We start from the raw sequence: 17,322 nt of genomic DNA on the forward strand, positions 1-17,322 counted from the left end.
CTCCGATCGCCGTTTTTGCCTCGCAGTGGACACAGCGACGAAACACGACCGCCACCAATCGTTCGTACAGTCGCCGGGTCGGACTCCGCACAATCCAGGTGCGGAGCAGCACCTTGTCAAGGGGTAGCCATGAGTGGAAATACCGTCCGCCTGCAGGCGATCAAAGACGTCGAGGCGTATGTACCGCCTGCGGTCAGCTTCGTCGGAGACGAGAAGCCGGGCGAGATCTTCGGTGAGAACGTCTTCAGCAAGGTCGTCATGCAGAAGCGTCTGCCCAAATCGGTCTTCAAATCGGTGATGGCAACGATCGACAAAGGCAAGAAGCTCGACCCCATGGTCGCCGACGCTGTCGCGTCGGCGATGAAGGACTGGGCACTCGAGAAAGGCGCGACGCACTACGCGCACGTCTTCTACCCGCTCACCGGGTTGACGGCCGAGAAGCACGACAGCTTCTTCGATCCGGTCGGTGACGGCAGCGCACTCGCGGAATTCGCGGGCAAGACCCTGATCCAGGGCGAGCCCGACGCATCGAGCTTCCCCAACGGCGGCCTGCGCAACACGTTCGAGGCGCGCGGATACACCGGCTGGGACGTCACCAGCCCGGCATACGTGCTCGAGAACCCGAACGGCAACACTCTCTGTATCCCGACGGTGTTCGTCTCGATGACCGGTGAAGCCCTCGACCACAAAACGCCGCTGCTGCGCAGCCAGCAGGCGATGGGCGGTCATGCCGAGCGCATCCTGAAGCTCTTCGGCCACGAGAACGTCGAGAACATCGTCTCGTTCTGCGGCCCCGAGCAGGAGTACTTCCTCGTCGACCGGCACTTCTTCCTCGCCCGGCCGGACCTGCTCAATGCAGGCCGCACCCTGTTCGGCTCGAAGCCGCCCAAGGGCCAGGAGTTCGACGATCACTACTTCGGTGCCATCCCCGAGCGGGTGCTCGGCTTCATGATGGACACCGAACGCGAGCTGTTCAAGCTCGGCATCCCGGCCAAGACCAGGCACAACGAGGTCGCACCCGGACAGTTCGAGATCGCCCCGATGTTCGAGCGCGGAAACATCGCGGCCGATCACCAGCAACTGCTGATGACGACGTTCAAGACCATCGCCAAGAAGCACGGCATGGAGTGCCTGTTCCACGAGAAGCCCTTCGAGGGCGTCAACGGCTCCGGCAAGCACGTCAACTTCTCGCTCGGAAACTCCGACCTCGGATCGCTGCTGGTTCCCGGCGACAACCCACACGACAACGCGCAGTTCCTGGTCTTCTGTGCCGCCGTCATCCGCGCGGTACACAAGTACGGCGGTCTGCTGCGCGCGTCGGTGGCGTCGGCGACCAACGACCACCGCCTCGGCGCGAACGAGGCTCCGCCCGCGATCATCTCGATCTTCCTCGGCGATCAGCTCGCCGACGTGTTCGATCAGATCGCCAAGGGCGCGGCCACCTCGTCGAAGGGCAAGGGCACCATGATGATCGGTGCCGACACCCTGCCCGTGCTGCCGACCGATCCCGGTGACCGCAACCGAACCAGCCCGTTCGCCTTCACCGGCAACAGGTTCGAGTTCCGTGCACCCGGTTCGATGCAGACCGTCAACGGCCCCATGGTCACGATCAACACGATCATGGCCGAGGCTCTCGACTACATGGCGACCAACCTCGAGACGGCCGTCGCCGACGGCACCGATTTCGACACCGCGGTGCAGAACCTGTTGACGGAGATCATCACCGAACACGGCGCCGTGGTGTTCAACGGCGACGGCTACTCCGACAACTGGCAGATCGAGGCCGAGGCACGCGGTCTACCGAACCTGCGTACGACGCTCGACGCGTTGCCGGAGCTGATCTCGGATTCGGCCATGGAGCTGTTCGAGAAGTACAAGGTCTTCAACCACCGTGAGATGCACTCGCGCTACGAGGTGGGACTCGAACAGTACGCGTTGACGGTGTTCGTCGAGGCTCGTCTGACCCTCGAGATGGGCCAGACCTCCATCCTGCCCGCAGCGGTGCGATACCAGACCGAGTTGGCGCAGAACGTCAGCGCGCTCAAGGGTGCCGGTGTCGACGATGTGGACATGACTGCGCTGCAAGCAGTGTCGGCTCCACTGTCGGAGCTGCGCGCAGCGTTGACGACGTTGAAGACCGCCCTCGAAGCCGATCCCGGCGGCGAGGCACTCGCCGAGGCGACACACGCGAAGGACGAACTGCTGCCGGCAATGGCCGCCGTTCGATCTGCCGCGGACACCCTCGAGGCAATGGTGGCGGACGATCTCTGGCCGCTGCCGACGTACCAGGAGATGCTGTACATCCTGTAGTGCGCTGCGGGCAGGAGTGGAGCCTGCGGAACGACCGGATAGCGCAGTGGTGTGGATAAATGCCCCGGAGGGCACTTATCCACACCACTGTTGTGTTCGGGGTGAGCAATATCTCGAGTCGGAATAGCTCGATGGATCTTTCGGGTTCGGAGTGAACAGTGGCAAAGACTGTGCACGCACTCGTGAGGAGAGAGATTCATGAAGTTGTTTTCCCCGTTGGCACTCGGTGAGCTGAAGCTCGACAACCGGTTGGTGATGGCCCCGTTGACACGCGTGCGTTCCGGCAAGGACGGTGTGCCGGGCCCGCTGGTGGTCGAGCACTACAAGCAGCGCGCATCGCTGGGGCTGATCGTCAGTGAAGGCACCTACCCGAGCCACGCCGGCCAGGGCTTCCCGGGTCAGCCGGGCCTGGTGACGGACGAGCAGATCGCCGGCTGGCGCAATGTCGCCGACGCGGTCCATGCCGACGGCGGACTGATCGTCGCGCAGGTGATGCACGCAGGTCGGGTGACGCACGAGGCGACGACGGGTGGCCACGAGGTCGTCGGACCCAGTGCCATCGCCATCGAGGGGGACACCCACACCTACGAGGCTAAGAAGCCGTACCCCACCCCGCGTGCGCTGCGCGAAGACGAATTGCCCTCCGTGATCGCAGATTTCGTGCAGGCGTCGAAGAATGCCATCGCCGCCGGAATGGACGGCGTCGAGATTCATGGTGCCAACGGCTACCTGTTGCACGAGTTCCTCTCGCCCGCCTCGAACCAGCGCGACGACGCCTACGGCGGCTCGCCGGAGAACCGGGCGCGCTTCGTGGCCGAGGTGGTCGAAGCAGTGGTCGCTGCTCTCGGAGCGGGCAAGGTCGGAATTCGCATCTCACCCGAGCACAACATCCAGGATGCGCTCGAGACGGACGCCGACGACGTGCGCGCCACCTACCGTGCGTTGGTCGAGCGGCTCGCGCCGCTGGGACTGGCGTACCTCAGTGTGCTGCACAAGGATCCGTCGGGCGATCTCGTCCAGGGTCTGCGACAGGCATTCGGCGGACCGGTGCTCGTCAACAGTGGCTTCGGTGAGATCACCACCCGCGACGAGGCGCTTTCACTCCTCGACAACGGAATCGGCGACGCAGTTGTCGTCGGCCGCCCGGCGATCGCGAACCCCGACCTCGCCTACCGCTGGCGCGAGGATCTGCCGTTGAACGAGCCCGATCCGAGCACCTTCTACACCGATGGTGCCAAGGGCTACACGGATTACCCGGCCCTGCAGCACTGAGAGTGCCTGCGGCAGTGGTGCGGTCGAGTGCCCCTGAGGGCACGCAGGAATGCAGCCTGCGGAACGACCCGAGAACAGAGCCGCACCACTGCGCGGAGCGCACTAGAAGTCGGCGGTCTTGCGGGCCCTGATCTTGCTGACGATCGAGAACACCACGGCGATGATCATCAGTGCGTAGAGCACGATGGTGATCGCGCTGCCGACCAGGATCGACGGGTCGCCCTCGCTGACGGCCAGTGCGCGTCGGAGTGACTCCTCGGCCAGCGGGCCGAGGATCACCGCGATCAACACCGGTGCCAACGGAATGTCGTAGCGGCGCATCATGAATCCGACTATGCCGAGCCCGAGCATGAAGATCAGATCCACGATCGAGGCACTCGATGCGTACACGCCGAGGGCCGCGAACACCGAGATGCCGGCGTAGAGGTAGTTCTTCGGGATCTTGAGCAACTGCGCCCACAACGGTGCGAACGGCAGGTTGAGGATCAACAGCACGATCATCGCCACGAACAGGCTGGCCAGTAGGGCCCAGACGATGTCGCCGCTGCGCTCGAACAACAGCGGTCCTGGCTGCATGCCGTACTGCTGGAAGGCAGCCAACATGATGGCCGCCGTCGCCGACGTCGGAAGACCCAGAGCCAGAAGCGCTCCCATGGCCGTACCTGCCGTGGAGTTGCCGGCTGCCTCGGGTCCCGCGACACCGCGAATGGCACCCTTTCCGAACATCGGCTTCGTGCGCTTGCGATCGAGTCTGCGCTCGGTGCCGTACGCCAGGAAGCTCGGCACTTCGGCACCACCTGCGGGGATCACACCGAACGGCACACCGAATGCCGTGCCGCGCAACCACGCCGGCATCGCATCGCGGAACTCGGCCTTGCTCAGCCAGGGGCGTCCCTGCGACTTGATCAGGCTGCGATCCTCGGGGCGACCGATCTTGGACGCGATGTGGATGACCTCACCGAGCGCGAGCATCGCGACGGTGATGACGACGATGTGAATGCCGTCGAACAGGGCGGGTACCTCGAACGTGAATCGTGAAGCGCCCGAGGGGCCGTCGATGCCGATCACGGCCAGGGTGAGGCCGATCAGCAGTGCAGTCAGGCCTTTGAGGGCCGAGTCCGAGACCACGGCCGAGGTGGCGATGAACGCGAACACTGCGAGGGCCAGGTACTCGGCCGGGCCGAAGTTCGTCGCCAACGACGCGAGGGTGGGAGCGAAGAACACCACCAGGGTGGTGGCGACGATGCCGCCGATGAACGCTCCGATGGCCGAGGTGGCCAAAGCCTGTGGGGCGCGGCCGTTCTTGGCCATCCGGTGCCCCTCGAACGTCCCGGCGATCGCGGTGCTGTTGCCGGGTGTGTTCATCAGGATGCCGGAGATGGAATCGCCGAACAGGCCGCCGAAATACACTCCGGCGAACATGATCAACGCTGCGGTGGGGTCGAGGGTGAAGGTGACGGGCAGCAGCAGGGCCACCGCCATGGCGGAACCGAGACCGGGTAGGACGCCGACGGCGGTGCCGAGCAGCGCGCCGACGAACACCCAGACCAGGTTCATCGGGGTCAGCGCGGTGCCGAACCCGTCGATCAGATTGCTCAGTGAATCCATCGTAAGTTCAGCTCCGTCAGAAGATCTGGGCGAGAACGCCGCCGGGGAGGGTCAGGCCGAGGCCCGCGGAGAATGCGATCTGAACCGCGCTCGAGACCAGCAGAGCGACGGCGGCGTCGAACACGTAACGGCGACCGCCCAATCCGATCGAGACACCCCAGAACAACAGCGCGCCGGCGAGAACCCACCCGAGCGGATCGAGCAGTGCGATGAACACTGCCACCGATCCGACGGTGATCGACAGGGTTCGCCAGTTGCTGACGGTGCCGGTGTGCGGCACGCCGTCACCGTCCACCCCACGGTCGACGACGTCGGGCTTGATCAACAGCTGAAAGGTGACCAGCAGGGCGACGACGAAGCAGCCTCCTGCAACGATGGCCGGAAAGACCTGCGGGCCAGGTGATGTGGCGGTGGGCGGAACCTGCATCGTGACGGTTCCGTAGACCAGGAAGGCTCCGAGTGCGAGGAGCAGCGCCGGAACGATCAGTCCACTGCGGCCCGTCCAGAACGATCGGGACGTGTCCGTGTCGGTGGTCGTCGTTGTCATACCAGTCCCAACTCCTCGAGAATTCCGGTGATACGTGTCTGTTCGACGTCGAGGAACTCTCCGAATTCGTCTCCGGTCAGAACCGATTCCTTCCAGCGGTTGCGTTCGACGGCCGTGGCCCACTGTTCGGTCTCCACCATCTCGGAGACGATCTCGACCAGCGTCTGTCGGTCCTCGTCCGAGATGCCGGGTGGGGCAACGATTCCGCGCCAGTTGACGAGGTCGACGTTGTACCCCTGTTCGATGAACGTGTCCACGTCGAATCCCTCGAGGGGCTCGGGCGCGGCGACTGCGAGTGCGCGCACATTGCCCGCCTCGATCTGATCGCGGAAGTCGTTGAACCCACTCACTGCCACACCGACGGTGTTCGACAGCAGTGACGTGAGTACTTCACCGCCGCCGGAGTAGGCGATGTAATTGATTGCGGCCGGGTCGATGTCGGCTTCCTGTGCCAACTGGCCCGCGACGATGTGGTCGATGCCGCCGAGCGAACCGCCGCCGATCGGAAGTCCTCCGGGGTTCGCCCGCCACGCCTCGATCATGTCTTCGAGATTCTGGATCGGTGAATCCCTCGGCACGACGAACACTTCGAAGTCCTCGGCCAGTTTCGCGATCGGGACGGTGTCGGCCAGAGTGGTCTCGGAGTTGTTGATCGCGATGCCGCCGAGCATGACGGTGCCGGTGATCATGACGGTGGTGGGTTGCCCGCTCAGGTTCTCGAGCTGGCTCAGACCGATGGTGCCGCCTGCACCGGGGACGTTGACGACCTGGGCGTTGTTGACGATGCCGTCGCTGCGCAGTGCCTGCTGCGATTCACGGGCGACGAGATCCCAGCCGCCACCTGCGGCGGCGGGCGCGATCAGCGTCAGTTTCGCTCGTGCGTCCGAGCCGCTGGCGCTGCGAGCGGCATCGATACCTGCCACGGTCACCGCTCCCACCACCACCAATGCGCCGACCGTCCGTAGCAGTGTGGGCGATATCGCCATCAGAGACCTTTCGTGTGGTGTGTCACAGCGTCAGGTTAGATACAGTTTGTCTGATTAGTCCAGTTCACAACTCTCCGAGGTGATCCTCGGTGGATACGACCAACGAGCAACGAACAACGGGAGAGAACGTGTCGGTATCGAGCGCAGTGGCAGTGGCGATGAGCAACACACCGGAGGGGCAGGAAGCGTTGCGTCGCGGTGCCGCCGAGGCCGAACTTCGTCAGGCTCCGTTGATCGTATTGTCCGTGGTGGACCGGGATTCGGTGTCCGCGGACGACCGCAACTCCGCGCAGGCCGAGGTCGAACGGACTCTGCCCGGTATCGCGACCATGGTTCGAGTGGAACCCGACGGCGGAGACCCGGCCGGTGCTCTGGTCGACCTCGTCGCGGACGTCGGTGCGGGAATGGTCGTCATCGGTTCCAAGCGTCGATCCGCGGTCGGCAAGTTCTTGATGGGCAGCACCGTGCAGAGAGTGCTGCTCGACTGCCCGGTGCCCGTTCTCGTCGTCAAGGCACCGTGACCACGACGTCGCACGGTAGTATCGGACAAAACTCTCACCACACGACCCTGAGGAATCATGGACAGCGATAAACCCGGGCCGGACACGGCTCCCCGCACTACGGCTACTACGTGCGAGGCGGTGTCCGGCGAATGAGCGTAGTGCTCACTCTCTTGCTCGGCCTGCTCGTCGTTTTTCTCATCACCGTCGCGACCGGCTACTTCGTAGCCCAGGAATTCGCGTACATGACCGTCGACCGCTCCCGGCTCAAGGCTCGCGCCGAGGCCGGTGACGCCGTCGCGGCTCGGACGTTGACGGTCACCAAACGCACCTCATTCATGCTGTCCGGTGCGCAGTTGGGCATCACGGTCACCGGCCTGCTCGTCGGCTACGTGGCCGAACCGCTGATCGGGCAGTCGTTCGGCGCGATACTGGGCGGCGTCGGGGTTCCGACGGCCGTCGGTGTCGGACTCGGTGCAGTACTGGCGATCACGTTCGCGACATTCGTGCAGATGCTCTTCGGCGAACTGTTTCCGAAGAACTTCGCCATCGCGCGTCCCGAGCCGGTGGCCCGCTGGCTGTCGCTCTCGACCACCATCTACCTCAAACTCTTCGGCTGGTTGATCACCATCTTCGACCAGTCGTCGAACCTGCTGCTCAAAGCGCTCAAGATCGAGCCGGTGCACGACGTGGAGCATTCGGCCAGCCTGCGCGACCTCGAGCACATCGTCTCGGACTCACGCGAGACAGGCGATCTGCCCGACGAACTGTCGACACTGCTCGACCGTATCCTCGACTTCCCAACTCGCACAGTCGAACACGCGATGATCCCGCGTTCGCGCTCGGCCACGGTCCGAGACACCGACACCCTCGCCGAGGTCGCGGCTCTGATGGGTCAGGAGCATTCTCGATATCCGGTGCTCGACGAGGACGACGGCATCGTCGGCGTCGTCCATCTCGCGGACGTCCTGTCCGCGACGGTGCCGGGGTCCACCCCGATCTCCGAGCTCACGCGGGACGCGCTGATCCTCCCGGAGATTCAGAGCCTGCCCGACGCGATGCGCGAGTTGCGCTCGACGAAGAACCAATTGGCCTGTGTGATCGACGAATACGGCGGTCTGACCGGCGTCATCACGATCGAGGACCTGGCCGAGGAGCTGGTCGGCGAGATCACCGACGAGCACGACGACGACCTGTCCGATCCGAGCCCGGTCAGTGCCGACGACGGCAGCTGGACCATGGCCGGTGAGGTACACGTCGACGAGGTCGAGCGAGCGATCGGCATCGATCTGCCCGAGGGTGATTACGAGACCATCGCCGGTTTCGCCATCGCGCACAACGGATCTCTCCCCGACGTCGGGGAACGGATCGAAGTGGACCTACCACCGGACAACGCCGATCTGGCGAACGACGAGGAGAGTCCAGTTCGCTTCGTGATCCTGGAGATCGAAGAGATCGACAGCCACGTCCCGTCCCTGCTGACCCTGACGCTCGGCGAGCGTGACCCCGAGCACGACGACGAGTCGGCCGAGACGAAGGAAAGTGTGCACCGATGAGCAACATCTGGGTCTTCCTGGCCGTCACGATCGGCCTCATCGCTGCCAGTGCCTTCTTCGTCGCCGTCGAGTTCGCGCTGTTGGCCGCCAAGCGGCACCGACTCGAGGACGCCGCTCCCAATTCACGCTCTGCGCGGGCAGCTCTGCGCAGCTCGTCCGAGCTGACCGTCCTGCTCGCCGGCTCCCAGCTGGGTATCACCGTCTGCACCCTCGGTCTCGGTGCGACGACCAAACCGGCCGTGCACTACTGGCTCACGCCGCTGTTCGAGAGCGGCGGCCTGCCGTATTGGTTCGCCGACGTTCTCGGCTTCGTGCTCGCGCTGATCGTCGTCACCTTCCTGCACCTGGTGGTCGGGGAGATGGCTCCGAAGTCCTGGGCCATCGCCCATCCGGAGAAGTCCGCGACGATGCTCGCAATCCCGATGCGCGGCTTCATGTTTCTCACCCGTCCGGTGCTGACGGCGCTGAACAACATGGCCAACTGGTGCCTGCGGCGGGTCGGCGTCGAGCCGGCCGACACCGTGGGCACGGGCCAGAACGCGGACGATCTGCGTCAGCTGGTGGAGCATTCGGTGAACGTCGGTGCTCTCGATGCCAGCTACCAGGCGCAGATCTCGAGTGCGCTCGAACTGCAGGAGCTGACGGTCGGTGACCTGGTGCGCGAGTTCGGCAAGCCCACGTCGGTACCGTCGACGGCGACCATCGACGACGTGCGCGAGGCCTCGCGTCGCTCGGGGCATCTGCGGATCCTGGTCAGCGACGCGGATGTGGTCAAAGGAGTGGTGCACGTCCGCGACACGTTGACCGCACCGCAGACCCTCGCCGAGATCACGCGTCCGGCGTACACGCTGGAGTCGACGACCCCGGTGTACGTTGCGCTGCAGTCGATGCGGGAGACCAGGCACCACCTGGCGCTGGTGGTCGACGGTTCTGCTGCTGCTGACGATCCGGCGCGCAGCGTCGGCGTCGTGACACTGTCCGATGTGCTGACGCGGCTGTTGCCACAACCCGTCTGATTCGATTCCGCCTTCGAACGAGGCATCCCCGCCCGGCCTACGTGGCCGAGCGGGGATGCTTTGTCGTATCGGGTCGCAGATCTCAGACCGGGGCGACAACCAGCAGGTGTGCCCAGTACGACGCGACGTCGTGGCCGAGTTGGGGGAGCAGAACGTCGTAGAGCAGGTAGGACATCATTGCCGTCGAACTCCTTGTTCAGCGGGTCGTTGCCGACTCGCATTCCGAGACTGTGGGTGACCGAGACTGTGGGTCATTCAGACTCTAGATCACGCGGCCGTCGGTGACATCCATATCGCGCACTCGCCCCCCGTGGCGCACGTCAGCCGATGCAGCCCTGCAGGGTGGTGAAGCTGCCCGCGATTCCGGCACCGTCGCACACCGCGCCGGTCGGGGTGAGAGTGACGGTGGAGCCCGGTGCTGCCACCGCGATGGAGAGCCCGAGGCCGGCTGCCGTGTTCTGTGCCACGGCACCGGGGCCGAATGCGATCGCTGCAGGCGCACCACCGAAACTGCCGTTGCTGACTGCGGTTCCACCGTTCAGTCCGAGTGCAAGGGCTGCGGCATTGTTCATTGCCTCGGCCGAACCCCACCCCTCGAGGCCGAGGCCGGCCGCCGCACTCGCGACGTCTGCGGAGCTGTCGCACTGCGATCCTCCGAGGATCGCAGCTATATCCGCCCCTCCCGGTGCGGTGGTGCAGGCGACCGGCGCTGCTGATGCGGTGCCGGGTACCAGTGCCGCGAACGCGCAGGCGAATCCGAATGCTGCGGCTCCGCCGACAATCCTCTTGGTGTGGAACATGGTGAATGCCTCCCGAGATCGGTGCGTCGGCACCGGTGTGCCGAGCGTGACGGTCGCTGGGCCGTGTTGCTGGGGACCCGACTCCCTGACATCGAGTCTCGACCCGCCCGGGCGCAGCGGGGGATCGCTCACATCACAGAACCATCACGGTACGGAAACGCTGCAGTAACGGTGGGTGCTCGTGTACTCGACCGTGGACCACGCCGTCGGGCGGGCCGTTGTCCTGGGCGCGTCGGTGTTCGGCGACCGGCACTCCGACGCGGCGGGATCCTTTCAGGTGCTCCTCGACCCCGAGGGCAACGAGTGGTGCCTGGTGACGCCGCCCGGGTGAGCTCGGTCGATCAGCGAGTGTCGTGTTCGGCGCGTGATTCGAGGACGGTGGGCATGTTGCCCTCGATGAGTTCGATCAGATCGCTCAATCGGGTACCGACTTCGCGTCCCAGCGGGGTGAGGCTGTACTCCACCTTGGGCGGAATGGTCCCCTGCACGGTGCGAATCACGAGACCATCCCGTTCCAGGGTCTGCAGAGTCTGCGAGAGCATGCGTTCGCTGACGCCGTCGACGCGTCGGCGCAACGCATTGAACCGGTAATCACCCTCGGTGAGCGCCGCGAGCGCGAGAACGCCCCACCTGCTGGTGGCGTTCTGCAACGTCTGCCTCGACGCACAGTCCCGCGCGAAGACGGACGCTTCGAGTGATTCGGTGGCCTCGGACATACCTCCATGCTAGCGCATGCGAAAGGCATAGTGATGACTATGGGGGTTGCACTGCACGAAAAGTAAGTGCATAGTGGGTGAGTACTTGAAACCTCAACCTCAGGAGCTCGATCATGACCACAGCGGTAACCGGAGCAACGGGCAACCTCGGCGGCCTCGTCGTCGACGCACTCATCGAGCGTGGCGTTGCACCCGCCGAGATCGTGGCGGTGGTCCGAAACGCAGACAAGGCCTCGCCACTGGCCGAACGCGGCGTCGTGGTTCGGGTTGCCGACTACTCCGATTCGGCCGCGATGACGGCAGCTCTCGCAGGCGTCGACAAGCTGCTGCTCGTCTCGGGTTCGGAGGTAGGTCAGCGAATTGCACAGCACACCAACGTGATCGAGGCAGCCGAGACAGCCGGAGTCGGCCTCATCGCCTACACGAGCCTGCTGGCCGCCGATACATCCGGAGTGAGCCTCGCGCCCGAGCACAAGGCCACCGAGGAACGCCTCGCCGCGTCCGGCATTCCCGCGGTGTTCCTGCGCAACGGCTGGTACTGGGAGAACTACCTCGGCTCGCTCGCGCAGACCATCGAGGGCGGAGTGCTCCTCGGCGCGGCAGGAAACGGCAAGCTGGCAGCCGCGTCCCGCGTCGACTTCGCGCACGCGGCCGCCGCTGTGCTGACGCTCGACGATCAGGGCGGAAAGATCTACGAGCTCGGTGGCGACGAACGCCTCACTTACGCCGAGCTCGCGGCCGTCATCGGCGAGATCTCCGGCAAGTCGATCGCCTACAAGGACGTTTCCGAGTCCGAGTACGCCGCGATCCTCCAGGGCGCAGGACTGCCCGACTTCGTGGCAACCATGTTGGCCAGCGCAGATGCGGGAATCGCGCGCGGCGAGCTCGACACCGACTCCGGCGACCTGCAGGCCCTGATCGGTCGAGCATCCACTCCGGCCGCAGAAGTACTCCGCGCCGCAGTGTGACGGGCATCGGGGGCGGTACTTGTAGCGTGGGCGCGGTGAATCACTCCTACACCCGCACCATGTTCCTGGCCGCCTCCGTCTCGCTCGTCCTGCTGACGGGTGCGTGCAGCTCGGACTCCGACGCCTCGTCCTCGGCGACGTCCACGTCCTCGGCTTCGTCCGCCGCCGGTGCCCCGGCCGCCGCGAGCACCTGCCCCACAGCGGCACCCGACGCCGCGGCCACCCCCGACTGGACCCTCGACGGGGACTCGGGCAGCATCGCCGTCGTCGGATCCACCGACACCGCCGCGCCCGCGGTCACCGTCGACACCCCGTTCAGCGTCGCCGAGACCCAGGTCGAAACGTTGACAGCGGGGGACGGGCCGGTCATCGCGTCCGACGCCGAGGTGTCGGTCTGCTACGTGGGCGTCAACGGACGTACCGGAGAGACGTTCGACAGCAGCTTCGAGCGGGGTGCACCGATCGAATTTCCACTGGACGGAGTCGTCGCCGGCTTCCAGAAGGCCATCGCCGGACAGACCGTCGGCTCGACCGTCGCCGTGGCGGTCACCTCGGCCGATGGATACGCGACCGGCAATCCGGCAGCCGGAATCGAGCCGGGAGACAGCTTGATCTTCGCGATCTCGATCCTGTCCGCGAGCTGAGTGCCTCCGGCAGTGGTGCAGTTGTGCGCCCTTCACGGCACACAACCGCACCACTGCGGCTCCGCCGCACTTACACCGTCGAGAGCTGCTGAATGGTCGTCGCGCCACCCGGGGTGGGTGTCGTGGTGATGAAGTTCGAGTCGTAACCCAGCGATTCGACGACGCCGCGGATCTCGCGGAACTGCTCGACGCTGACGTCGGGCGTGCGCTTGAGCACGAATCCGGACGTGCGGTTGGGGCTTCCGACGAACGCCCACGAGTAGTCGTCGGCAATGTAGGCGACGATGTAGTTGGTCGGACCGTCGAGGCTCTCCTGGGTGGGCACCCCCGGGAAGCTCACGTGCAGTTGGGCATTGGTGACGGTGTCGTTGACCCTGGCGTTTCCGACGATGCGGTTCTCGCCGCCGGTCCAGGTGGTGCAGGTGTTCTCGACGCGAATGTTGGTTTCGTCGATCATCTGGTAGTTCGCCTGGGTGTCACGAGCGCAGATCAGGTTGAACGGCTGTGGCACCGCGGCAACCTGGTTCCAGGTGCCCAGGTAGCGCTCGACATCGAGTGACGGGATCGGAGCCAGCGGCTCCAGGCCGACCGATCCCAGTGGACCGACCGGCTGCGCCTGAGCCGGGGCCGCGGTCAGCAGTGCGCCTGCGGCCAATACTCCGGCAATTGCGGTGCGTCCGAGTGCGGTACGGATGTTCATCAATTCGCTCCTTGTGTTGCGGTTGTGGTTACGGTCTCGCTGGAATCGATTCTGTTCGGCCACCAGATTTTCGGGCCGATGAGGGTGAACAGGGCGGGAATCACGACGGTGCGCACCACGAAGGTATCGAGCAGAATGCCGAGTCCGACGATGATACCGAGTTGGGTCAGGGTGATCAGGGGCAGGACGCCGAGCACGCAGAAGACTGCTGCCAGAACGATTCCCGCGCTCGTGATGACACCGCCGGTGGCCGAGACGGCGCGCACGATGGCCGATCCGGTGCCGTGCCGAGGCGTCTCCTCGCGGGTACGAGTGACCAGGAAGATGGTGTAGTCCACACCGAGCGCGACCAGGAACAGGAACGCGAACAGCGGGGTGTTGTCGTCGAGGGCGGGGAAGCCGAAGACGTGCAGGCTCACCCAGCTGCCGATTCCGATCGCTGCTACTGCACTCAATACCGTTGTGGCAACCAGGATCACGGGTGCGACGAGGGCACGCAGCAGTACCAAGAGCACGGCGAGCACGACCGCGAGGATCGCGGGGATGACCACGAGGCGATCGCGGGCGGCTGCCTCGGATGTGTCGAGTGCCTTGGCGTCGCTGCCGCCGACCTGTGCGCGGTCCACGCCAGCGAGTGCGGCGCGCAGGTCCTGTACGACGGCGAACGACTCGTCCGACGCGGGGGCCGCATCGGTGACGACCGAGAGGCGGGTGAGTCCGGTGTCGGAATCCGCGACGCGATCGACCGACACGACACCGTCGATGCCCTGGGCGGTGCCGATGACTGCGTCGATGTCTGCGGTGGGAGCCAGGACCGTCATCGGATCGGCGGATCCGGCCGGAAAGTGTTGCGAGAGAGTGTCGAAGCCTTCGACGGACTCGGCGGTGACACGGAACTGCTCGGTCTGCGAGAGTCCGATCTGCGTTCCGAACAAGGCCGCGCAGCAGGCCAGCAGCGCGACGATGGTCACCGAGGCCGTCGCCACGGGGCGTCGGGCAACACCTGCCGCGATCGAGTGCCAGACGCCCTCCGTGGTGGTGTCACGGTCGGACTCCTTGGGGACGAAGGGCCAGAACAGCTTCGGGCCACACAGTGCCAGCAGGGGCGGCAGTACGAACAGCACGAACACCGCTGCCACGACGAGGCCTGCGGCGGCCAGGGCACCCAGGCTGCGGGTGCTGGGCAATATTGCCAGGAGCAAGGTCAGCAGCGCCAGGACGACGGTGGCGTTGCTGGCGAGGATGGCGGGCCCGGCATGGCGAACGGCGTGGCGCAGGGCGAGGCGATGATCGGGCTCGCGCCGCAGTTCCTCGCGGTACCGAGAGATCAACAGCAGCGCATAGTTGGTGCCGGCACCGAAGACCAGCACGCTGGTGATGCCCGACGTGGACCCGTCGAAGGACAGACCGGTGACCTCGGCCAGCGCGGTGCCGACGGTAGTGGCGAATCGGTCTGCGAAACCGATGACGGCCAACGGCACCAACCACAGGATGGGCGATCGGTAGGTGACGATGAGCAGGACGGCCACCACGAGCGCGGTAACGGCAAGAAGGGTGAAGTTGGCACCGGAGAACGAGTTCGCGATGTCGGCTCCGAAGGCCGGTCCGCCGGTGACCTGAGCGGTCAGATCGGGCGACAGGCCCTCGGTTGCTGCGGACCGCAGTTCGGTGATCAGTTCGTTGAGGGTGAAGCCCGACAACTCGGAATCGACCTGAACCAGCGCAATCGCAGCTTTGCCGTCGGGTGCGACGATCGGGGGCGGGCCGGGCTCGTCCGGTACCGAGCGATCCACGGCGATCAACCGGCTCTTCGCGGCAGCTGCGTCCTCGATGTCGGCCGGTGTGAGGTCACCGCCGTCTGTGCGGCTCAGAACCAGAATGACGGGTGCGGTGTCGGAGTCGGGGAACTGGGAGAGGAGCTCGTCCACCTGGTAGGACTCGGCCGACGTCGGCAACGAGTTCGGTGACTGGCCGGCGGAGTCGTTGCTGCCGACCAGACCCATCACGGCGACGGACAGAACGAGGACGGCGAGCGTGATCGCCCACGATCCACGGTGCGTCACGACTGCGGCGACGCGGTCCCAGACTGCGGTGTTCTCGGTTCGAGTGCTGTCCACGTGACAAACAATCTCATTTACTTAGATATTAAGCAACTGAATCTCTTGTGGGCAGTAGTCTGACCATGACCGCAGCGAAGGAGTTACCATCGACATGGCCGACCGAAACCACCTCGAATCCGCGATTTCCGCGGATCTACGAGCGCTGTCGTCGGTCTCCGAACAGATCGGCCAAGTGTTCGGTGCTCTGCACAGCCTGCGGCCCAACGACTTTCGAGCGCTTCTCCACGTCATGGTCGCCGATGTCGAGGGTGCGCCGCTGACCGCGGGAGAACTGGGCACGATGCTGGGGCTGTCGTCGGCGGCGATGACCTACCTCGTCGAGCGCATGATCACCTCCGGTCACATTCGCCGCGAATCAGACGCATCCGATCGACGCAAAGTCATTCTGCGATACGACGAGCACGGGATGGAGGTCGCTCGCGGGTTCTTCGGCCCCCTCGGCAGGCGCACGAGCGCCGCGTTGGCCGACCTCCCCGACGCCGATCTCGCTGCCGCACACCGGGTGTTCGAAGCGCTCATCGGAGCCATGCGAGAACACCACGCCGACCTGGGAAACAGCCGTCGCGCGTAGGGGCCGCGCCTGAGCGCGATGTTCGAACCGCTGGTGGGCGGCCTGCTCGAGAAGATGCTGGACTCCGAGCGTGCGAGTGCCGTAGGGTTGGCGCTGGTTGAGCTAACAGCCGGTCACGGGGAAACGCAGCGAAGTCGGCGTCCGGGTCAGGCAACATTCTGCTCCCGCTGCATCGATCGGTTTCCCCCTCAGTTCGACCGATCGATGGGATCTGCCATGAGTGTTGAATCTTCAGGCAACAAAGTTCGAACCACCCCGGTGACTGTCGCGGAGAAGTCCGTGTCCGTCGCAGCAACCGGAGCAATCTTCACCGCGCACGACGGCCCCGACGGCTCACTCGTCGTCGCCGTCCACGGCGACATCGACATGCGCAGCGCGCCGATGTTCTCCGATTTCGTCTGCAGCCGCGTGTCCAGCAAAAGGCATGTCACCCTCGATCTGTCCGATGTCGAATTCTTCGGCATCGCAGGTCTCACCGTTTTCGATGCAGTCCGTGAGTACACGGCAGGCATCGGTGCATCATGGTCGATCGTCGCAGGACGCTCGGTCTCACGTCTGATCCAGGTCGCCGACCTCGAGTCCACGATTCCGACGGCTCGTCCCTCGAACGACCGGTAATACTCCGGCGATCATCGCCGCGACAAGAGGTGGGCAGCTCCAGTACAGGGGCTGCCCACTGTTCGTCGGGTGCCCATTCACTTGACCCCGATGAACAGAACGGACGACCCTGATCGACGGTGTGACCGAAGCTCAGGATCGTCCGAAAGTGTTGCAGCACAGGCGAACTAGTCTTTGGTTCCTTCGGAATCGCTGAAGAACGCCCAGTCGCCGTCGTGCTCGACCTCGAGCCGCCACCCCAACTCCTCGTTGTCGGCGCGGCTGTCCTTGAACCAGGCGTGCGCGTCCTCGGAACTGGAGATGTCCTTGGTCGCGACGACGGTTCCGTGCGGATCGATAACTCTGTAATTTGCCATGCAGCCAGGGTGCCCCGATGTCGCAGAACCTAAT

General features: G+C 65.0%; 18 protein-coding genes. 10 read left to right on the forward strand and 8 right to left on the reverse strand.

The annotated features are described in order from the left end of the window. The first annotated feature begins 129 nt into the window (after positions 1-129). Positions 130-2,310, forward strand: a complete 2,181-nt coding sequence (locus CH276_RS06430; protein WP_032395984.1) for a glutamine synthetase III family protein — start codon at positions 130-132, stop codon at positions 2,308-2,310. Between the two features lie 198 nt (positions 2,311-2,508). Beyond that, a complete protein-coding gene (locus tag CH276_RS06435) occupies positions 2,509-3,582 on the forward strand; it encodes an alkene reductase (RefSeq protein WP_094689107.1) in 1,074 nt (357 codons plus the stop codon). Between the two features lie 102 nt (positions 3,583-3,684). On the opposite strand, the gene CH276_RS06440 is transcribed toward CH276_RS06435, so the two are convergent. From CH276_RS06440 to CH276_RS06450, 3 genes are read right to left on the reverse strand one after another with little or no spacing between them, the layout of a single operon-like run. After that, the gene (locus tag CH276_RS06440) at positions 3,685-5,190 is read right to left on the reverse strand and encodes a tripartite tricarboxylate transporter permease (RefSeq protein ID WP_032395982.1); all 1,506 of its coding nucleotides are present in this window, start codon (positions 5,188-5,190) and stop codon (positions 3,685-3,687) included. Positions 5,191-5,206: 16 nt separating this feature from the next. Further along, on the reverse strand, positions 5,207-5,737 hold the full coding sequence (locus CH276_RS06445) for a tripartite tricarboxylate transporter TctB family protein (protein WP_094630406.1): 531 nt from the start codon (positions 5,735-5,737) through the stop codon (positions 5,207-5,209). Then, positions 5,734-6,723 carry a Bug family tripartite tricarboxylate transporter substrate binding protein gene (locus CH276_RS06450; RefSeq protein WP_032395980.1) on the reverse strand — a complete coding sequence of 330 codons (990 nt, stop codon included), beginning with the start codon at positions 6,721-6,723 and terminating at the stop codon, positions 5,734-5,736. Before CH276_RS06450 ends, CH276_RS06445 begins: the two co-directional genes overlap by 4 nt. 89 nt (positions 6,724-6,812) lie before the next feature. On the opposite strand from CH276_RS06450, the gene CH276_RS06455 reads away from it, so the two are divergent. The 3 genes from CH276_RS06455 to CH276_RS06465 all read left to right on the forward strand — a co-directional run bounded on the left by CH276_RS06455 (position 6,813) and on the right by CH276_RS06465 (position 9,795). Beyond that, positions 6,813-7,244 carry a universal stress protein gene (locus tag CH276_RS06455; protein WP_230596844.1) on the forward strand — a complete coding sequence of 144 codons (432 nt, stop codon included), beginning with the start codon at positions 6,813-6,815 and terminating at the stop codon, positions 7,242-7,244. Positions 7,245-7,375: 131 nt separating this feature from the next. Then, positions 7,376-8,779 carry a hemolysin family protein gene (locus CH276_RS06460; RefSeq protein ID WP_094630407.1) on the forward strand — a complete coding sequence of 468 codons (1,404 nt, stop codon included), beginning with the start codon at positions 7,376-7,378 and terminating at the stop codon, positions 8,777-8,779. Beyond that, positions 8,776-9,795 carry a hemolysin family protein gene (locus CH276_RS06465; RefSeq protein ID WP_032395977.1) on the forward strand — a complete coding sequence of 340 codons (1,020 nt, stop codon included), beginning with the start codon at positions 8,776-8,778 and terminating at the stop codon, positions 9,793-9,795. Before CH276_RS06460 ends, CH276_RS06465 begins: the two co-directional genes overlap by 4 nt. A gap of 320 nt (positions 9,796-10,115) precedes the next feature. On the opposite strand, the gene CH276_RS06470 is transcribed toward CH276_RS06465, so the two are convergent. Continuing rightward, complete coding sequence (locus CH276_RS06470) at positions 10,116-10,727, reverse strand: DUF6764 family protein (RefSeq protein ID WP_254924176.1); 612 nt, start codon at positions 10,725-10,727, stop codon at positions 10,116-10,118. 49 nt (positions 10,728-10,776) lie between these two features. Here CH276_RS06470 and CH276_RS06475 point away from each other — a divergent pair, with 49 nt between their 5' ends. Further along, a complete protein-coding gene (locus CH276_RS06475) occupies positions 10,777-10,926 on the forward strand; it encodes a VOC family protein (protein ID WP_254924177.1) in 150 nt (49 codons plus the stop codon). A 10-nt stretch (positions 10,927-10,936) separates the two neighbouring features. Here the strand turns inward: CH276_RS06475 and CH276_RS06480 are convergent, their stop codons facing one another. Then, the gene (locus CH276_RS06480) at positions 10,937-11,311 is read right to left on the reverse strand and encodes a winged helix-turn-helix transcriptional regulator (protein ID WP_032395975.1); all 375 of its coding nucleotides are present in this window, start codon (positions 11,309-11,311) and stop codon (positions 10,937-10,939) included. 113 nt (positions 11,312-11,424) lie between these two features. Between CH276_RS06480 and CH276_RS06485 the strand changes: the two genes are divergently transcribed. Then, entirely contained in the window at positions 11,425-12,279 is an 855-nt protein-coding gene (locus CH276_RS06485; protein ID WP_032395974.1) for an SDR family oxidoreductase, read from the forward strand. A gap of 59 nt (positions 12,280-12,338) precedes the next feature. Continuing rightward, positions 12,339-12,923: an FKBP-type peptidyl-prolyl cis-trans isomerase gene (locus tag CH276_RS06490; protein ID WP_094630644.1), complete on the forward strand. Its 585-nt coding sequence runs from the start codon at positions 12,339-12,341 to the stop codon at positions 12,921-12,923. Between the two features lie 70 nt (positions 12,924-12,993). Here the strand turns inward: CH276_RS06490 and CH276_RS06495 are convergent, their stop codons facing one another. Both CH276_RS06495 and CH276_RS06500 read right to left on the reverse strand, forming a co-directional pair. Continuing rightward, a complete protein-coding gene (locus tag CH276_RS06495) occupies positions 12,994-13,623 on the reverse strand; it encodes a lipocalin family protein (protein ID WP_045196754.1) in 630 nt (209 codons plus the stop codon). Continuing rightward, positions 13,623-15,686, reverse strand: coding sequence for an MMPL family transporter (locus CH276_RS06500; RefSeq protein ID WP_441344226.1), 2,064 nt, complete (start codon positions 15,684-15,686; stop codon positions 13,623-13,625). Before CH276_RS06500 ends, CH276_RS06495 begins: the two co-directional genes overlap by 1 nt. Positions 15,687-15,834: 148 nt before the next feature. Between CH276_RS06500 and CH276_RS06505 the strand changes: the two genes are divergently transcribed. Continuing rightward, entirely contained in the window at positions 15,835-16,314 is a 480-nt protein-coding gene (locus CH276_RS06505; RefSeq protein WP_176459130.1) for a MarR family winged helix-turn-helix transcriptional regulator, read from the forward strand. 279 nt (positions 16,315-16,593) lie between these two features. Then, on the forward strand, positions 16,594-16,932 hold the full coding sequence (locus tag CH276_RS06510; protein WP_254924178.1) for an STAS domain-containing protein: 339 nt from the start codon (positions 16,594-16,596) through the stop codon (positions 16,930-16,932). A gap of 167 nt (positions 16,933-17,099) precedes the next feature. Here CH276_RS06510 and CH276_RS06515 read toward each other — a convergent pair whose 3' ends face one another. Beyond that, positions 17,100-17,288 (reverse strand): hypothetical protein, encoded by a 189-nt coding sequence (locus CH276_RS06515; RefSeq protein WP_094615637.1) that lies wholly within the window; start codon positions 17,286-17,288, stop codon positions 17,100-17,102. Positions 17,289-17,322 lie beyond the last annotated feature (34 nt).

It is taken from the genome of Rhodococcus sp. 06-470-2 (assembly GCF_002258235.1).
Lineage (GTDB): Bacteria > Actinomycetota > Actinomycetes > Mycobacteriales > Mycobacteriaceae > Rhodococcoides.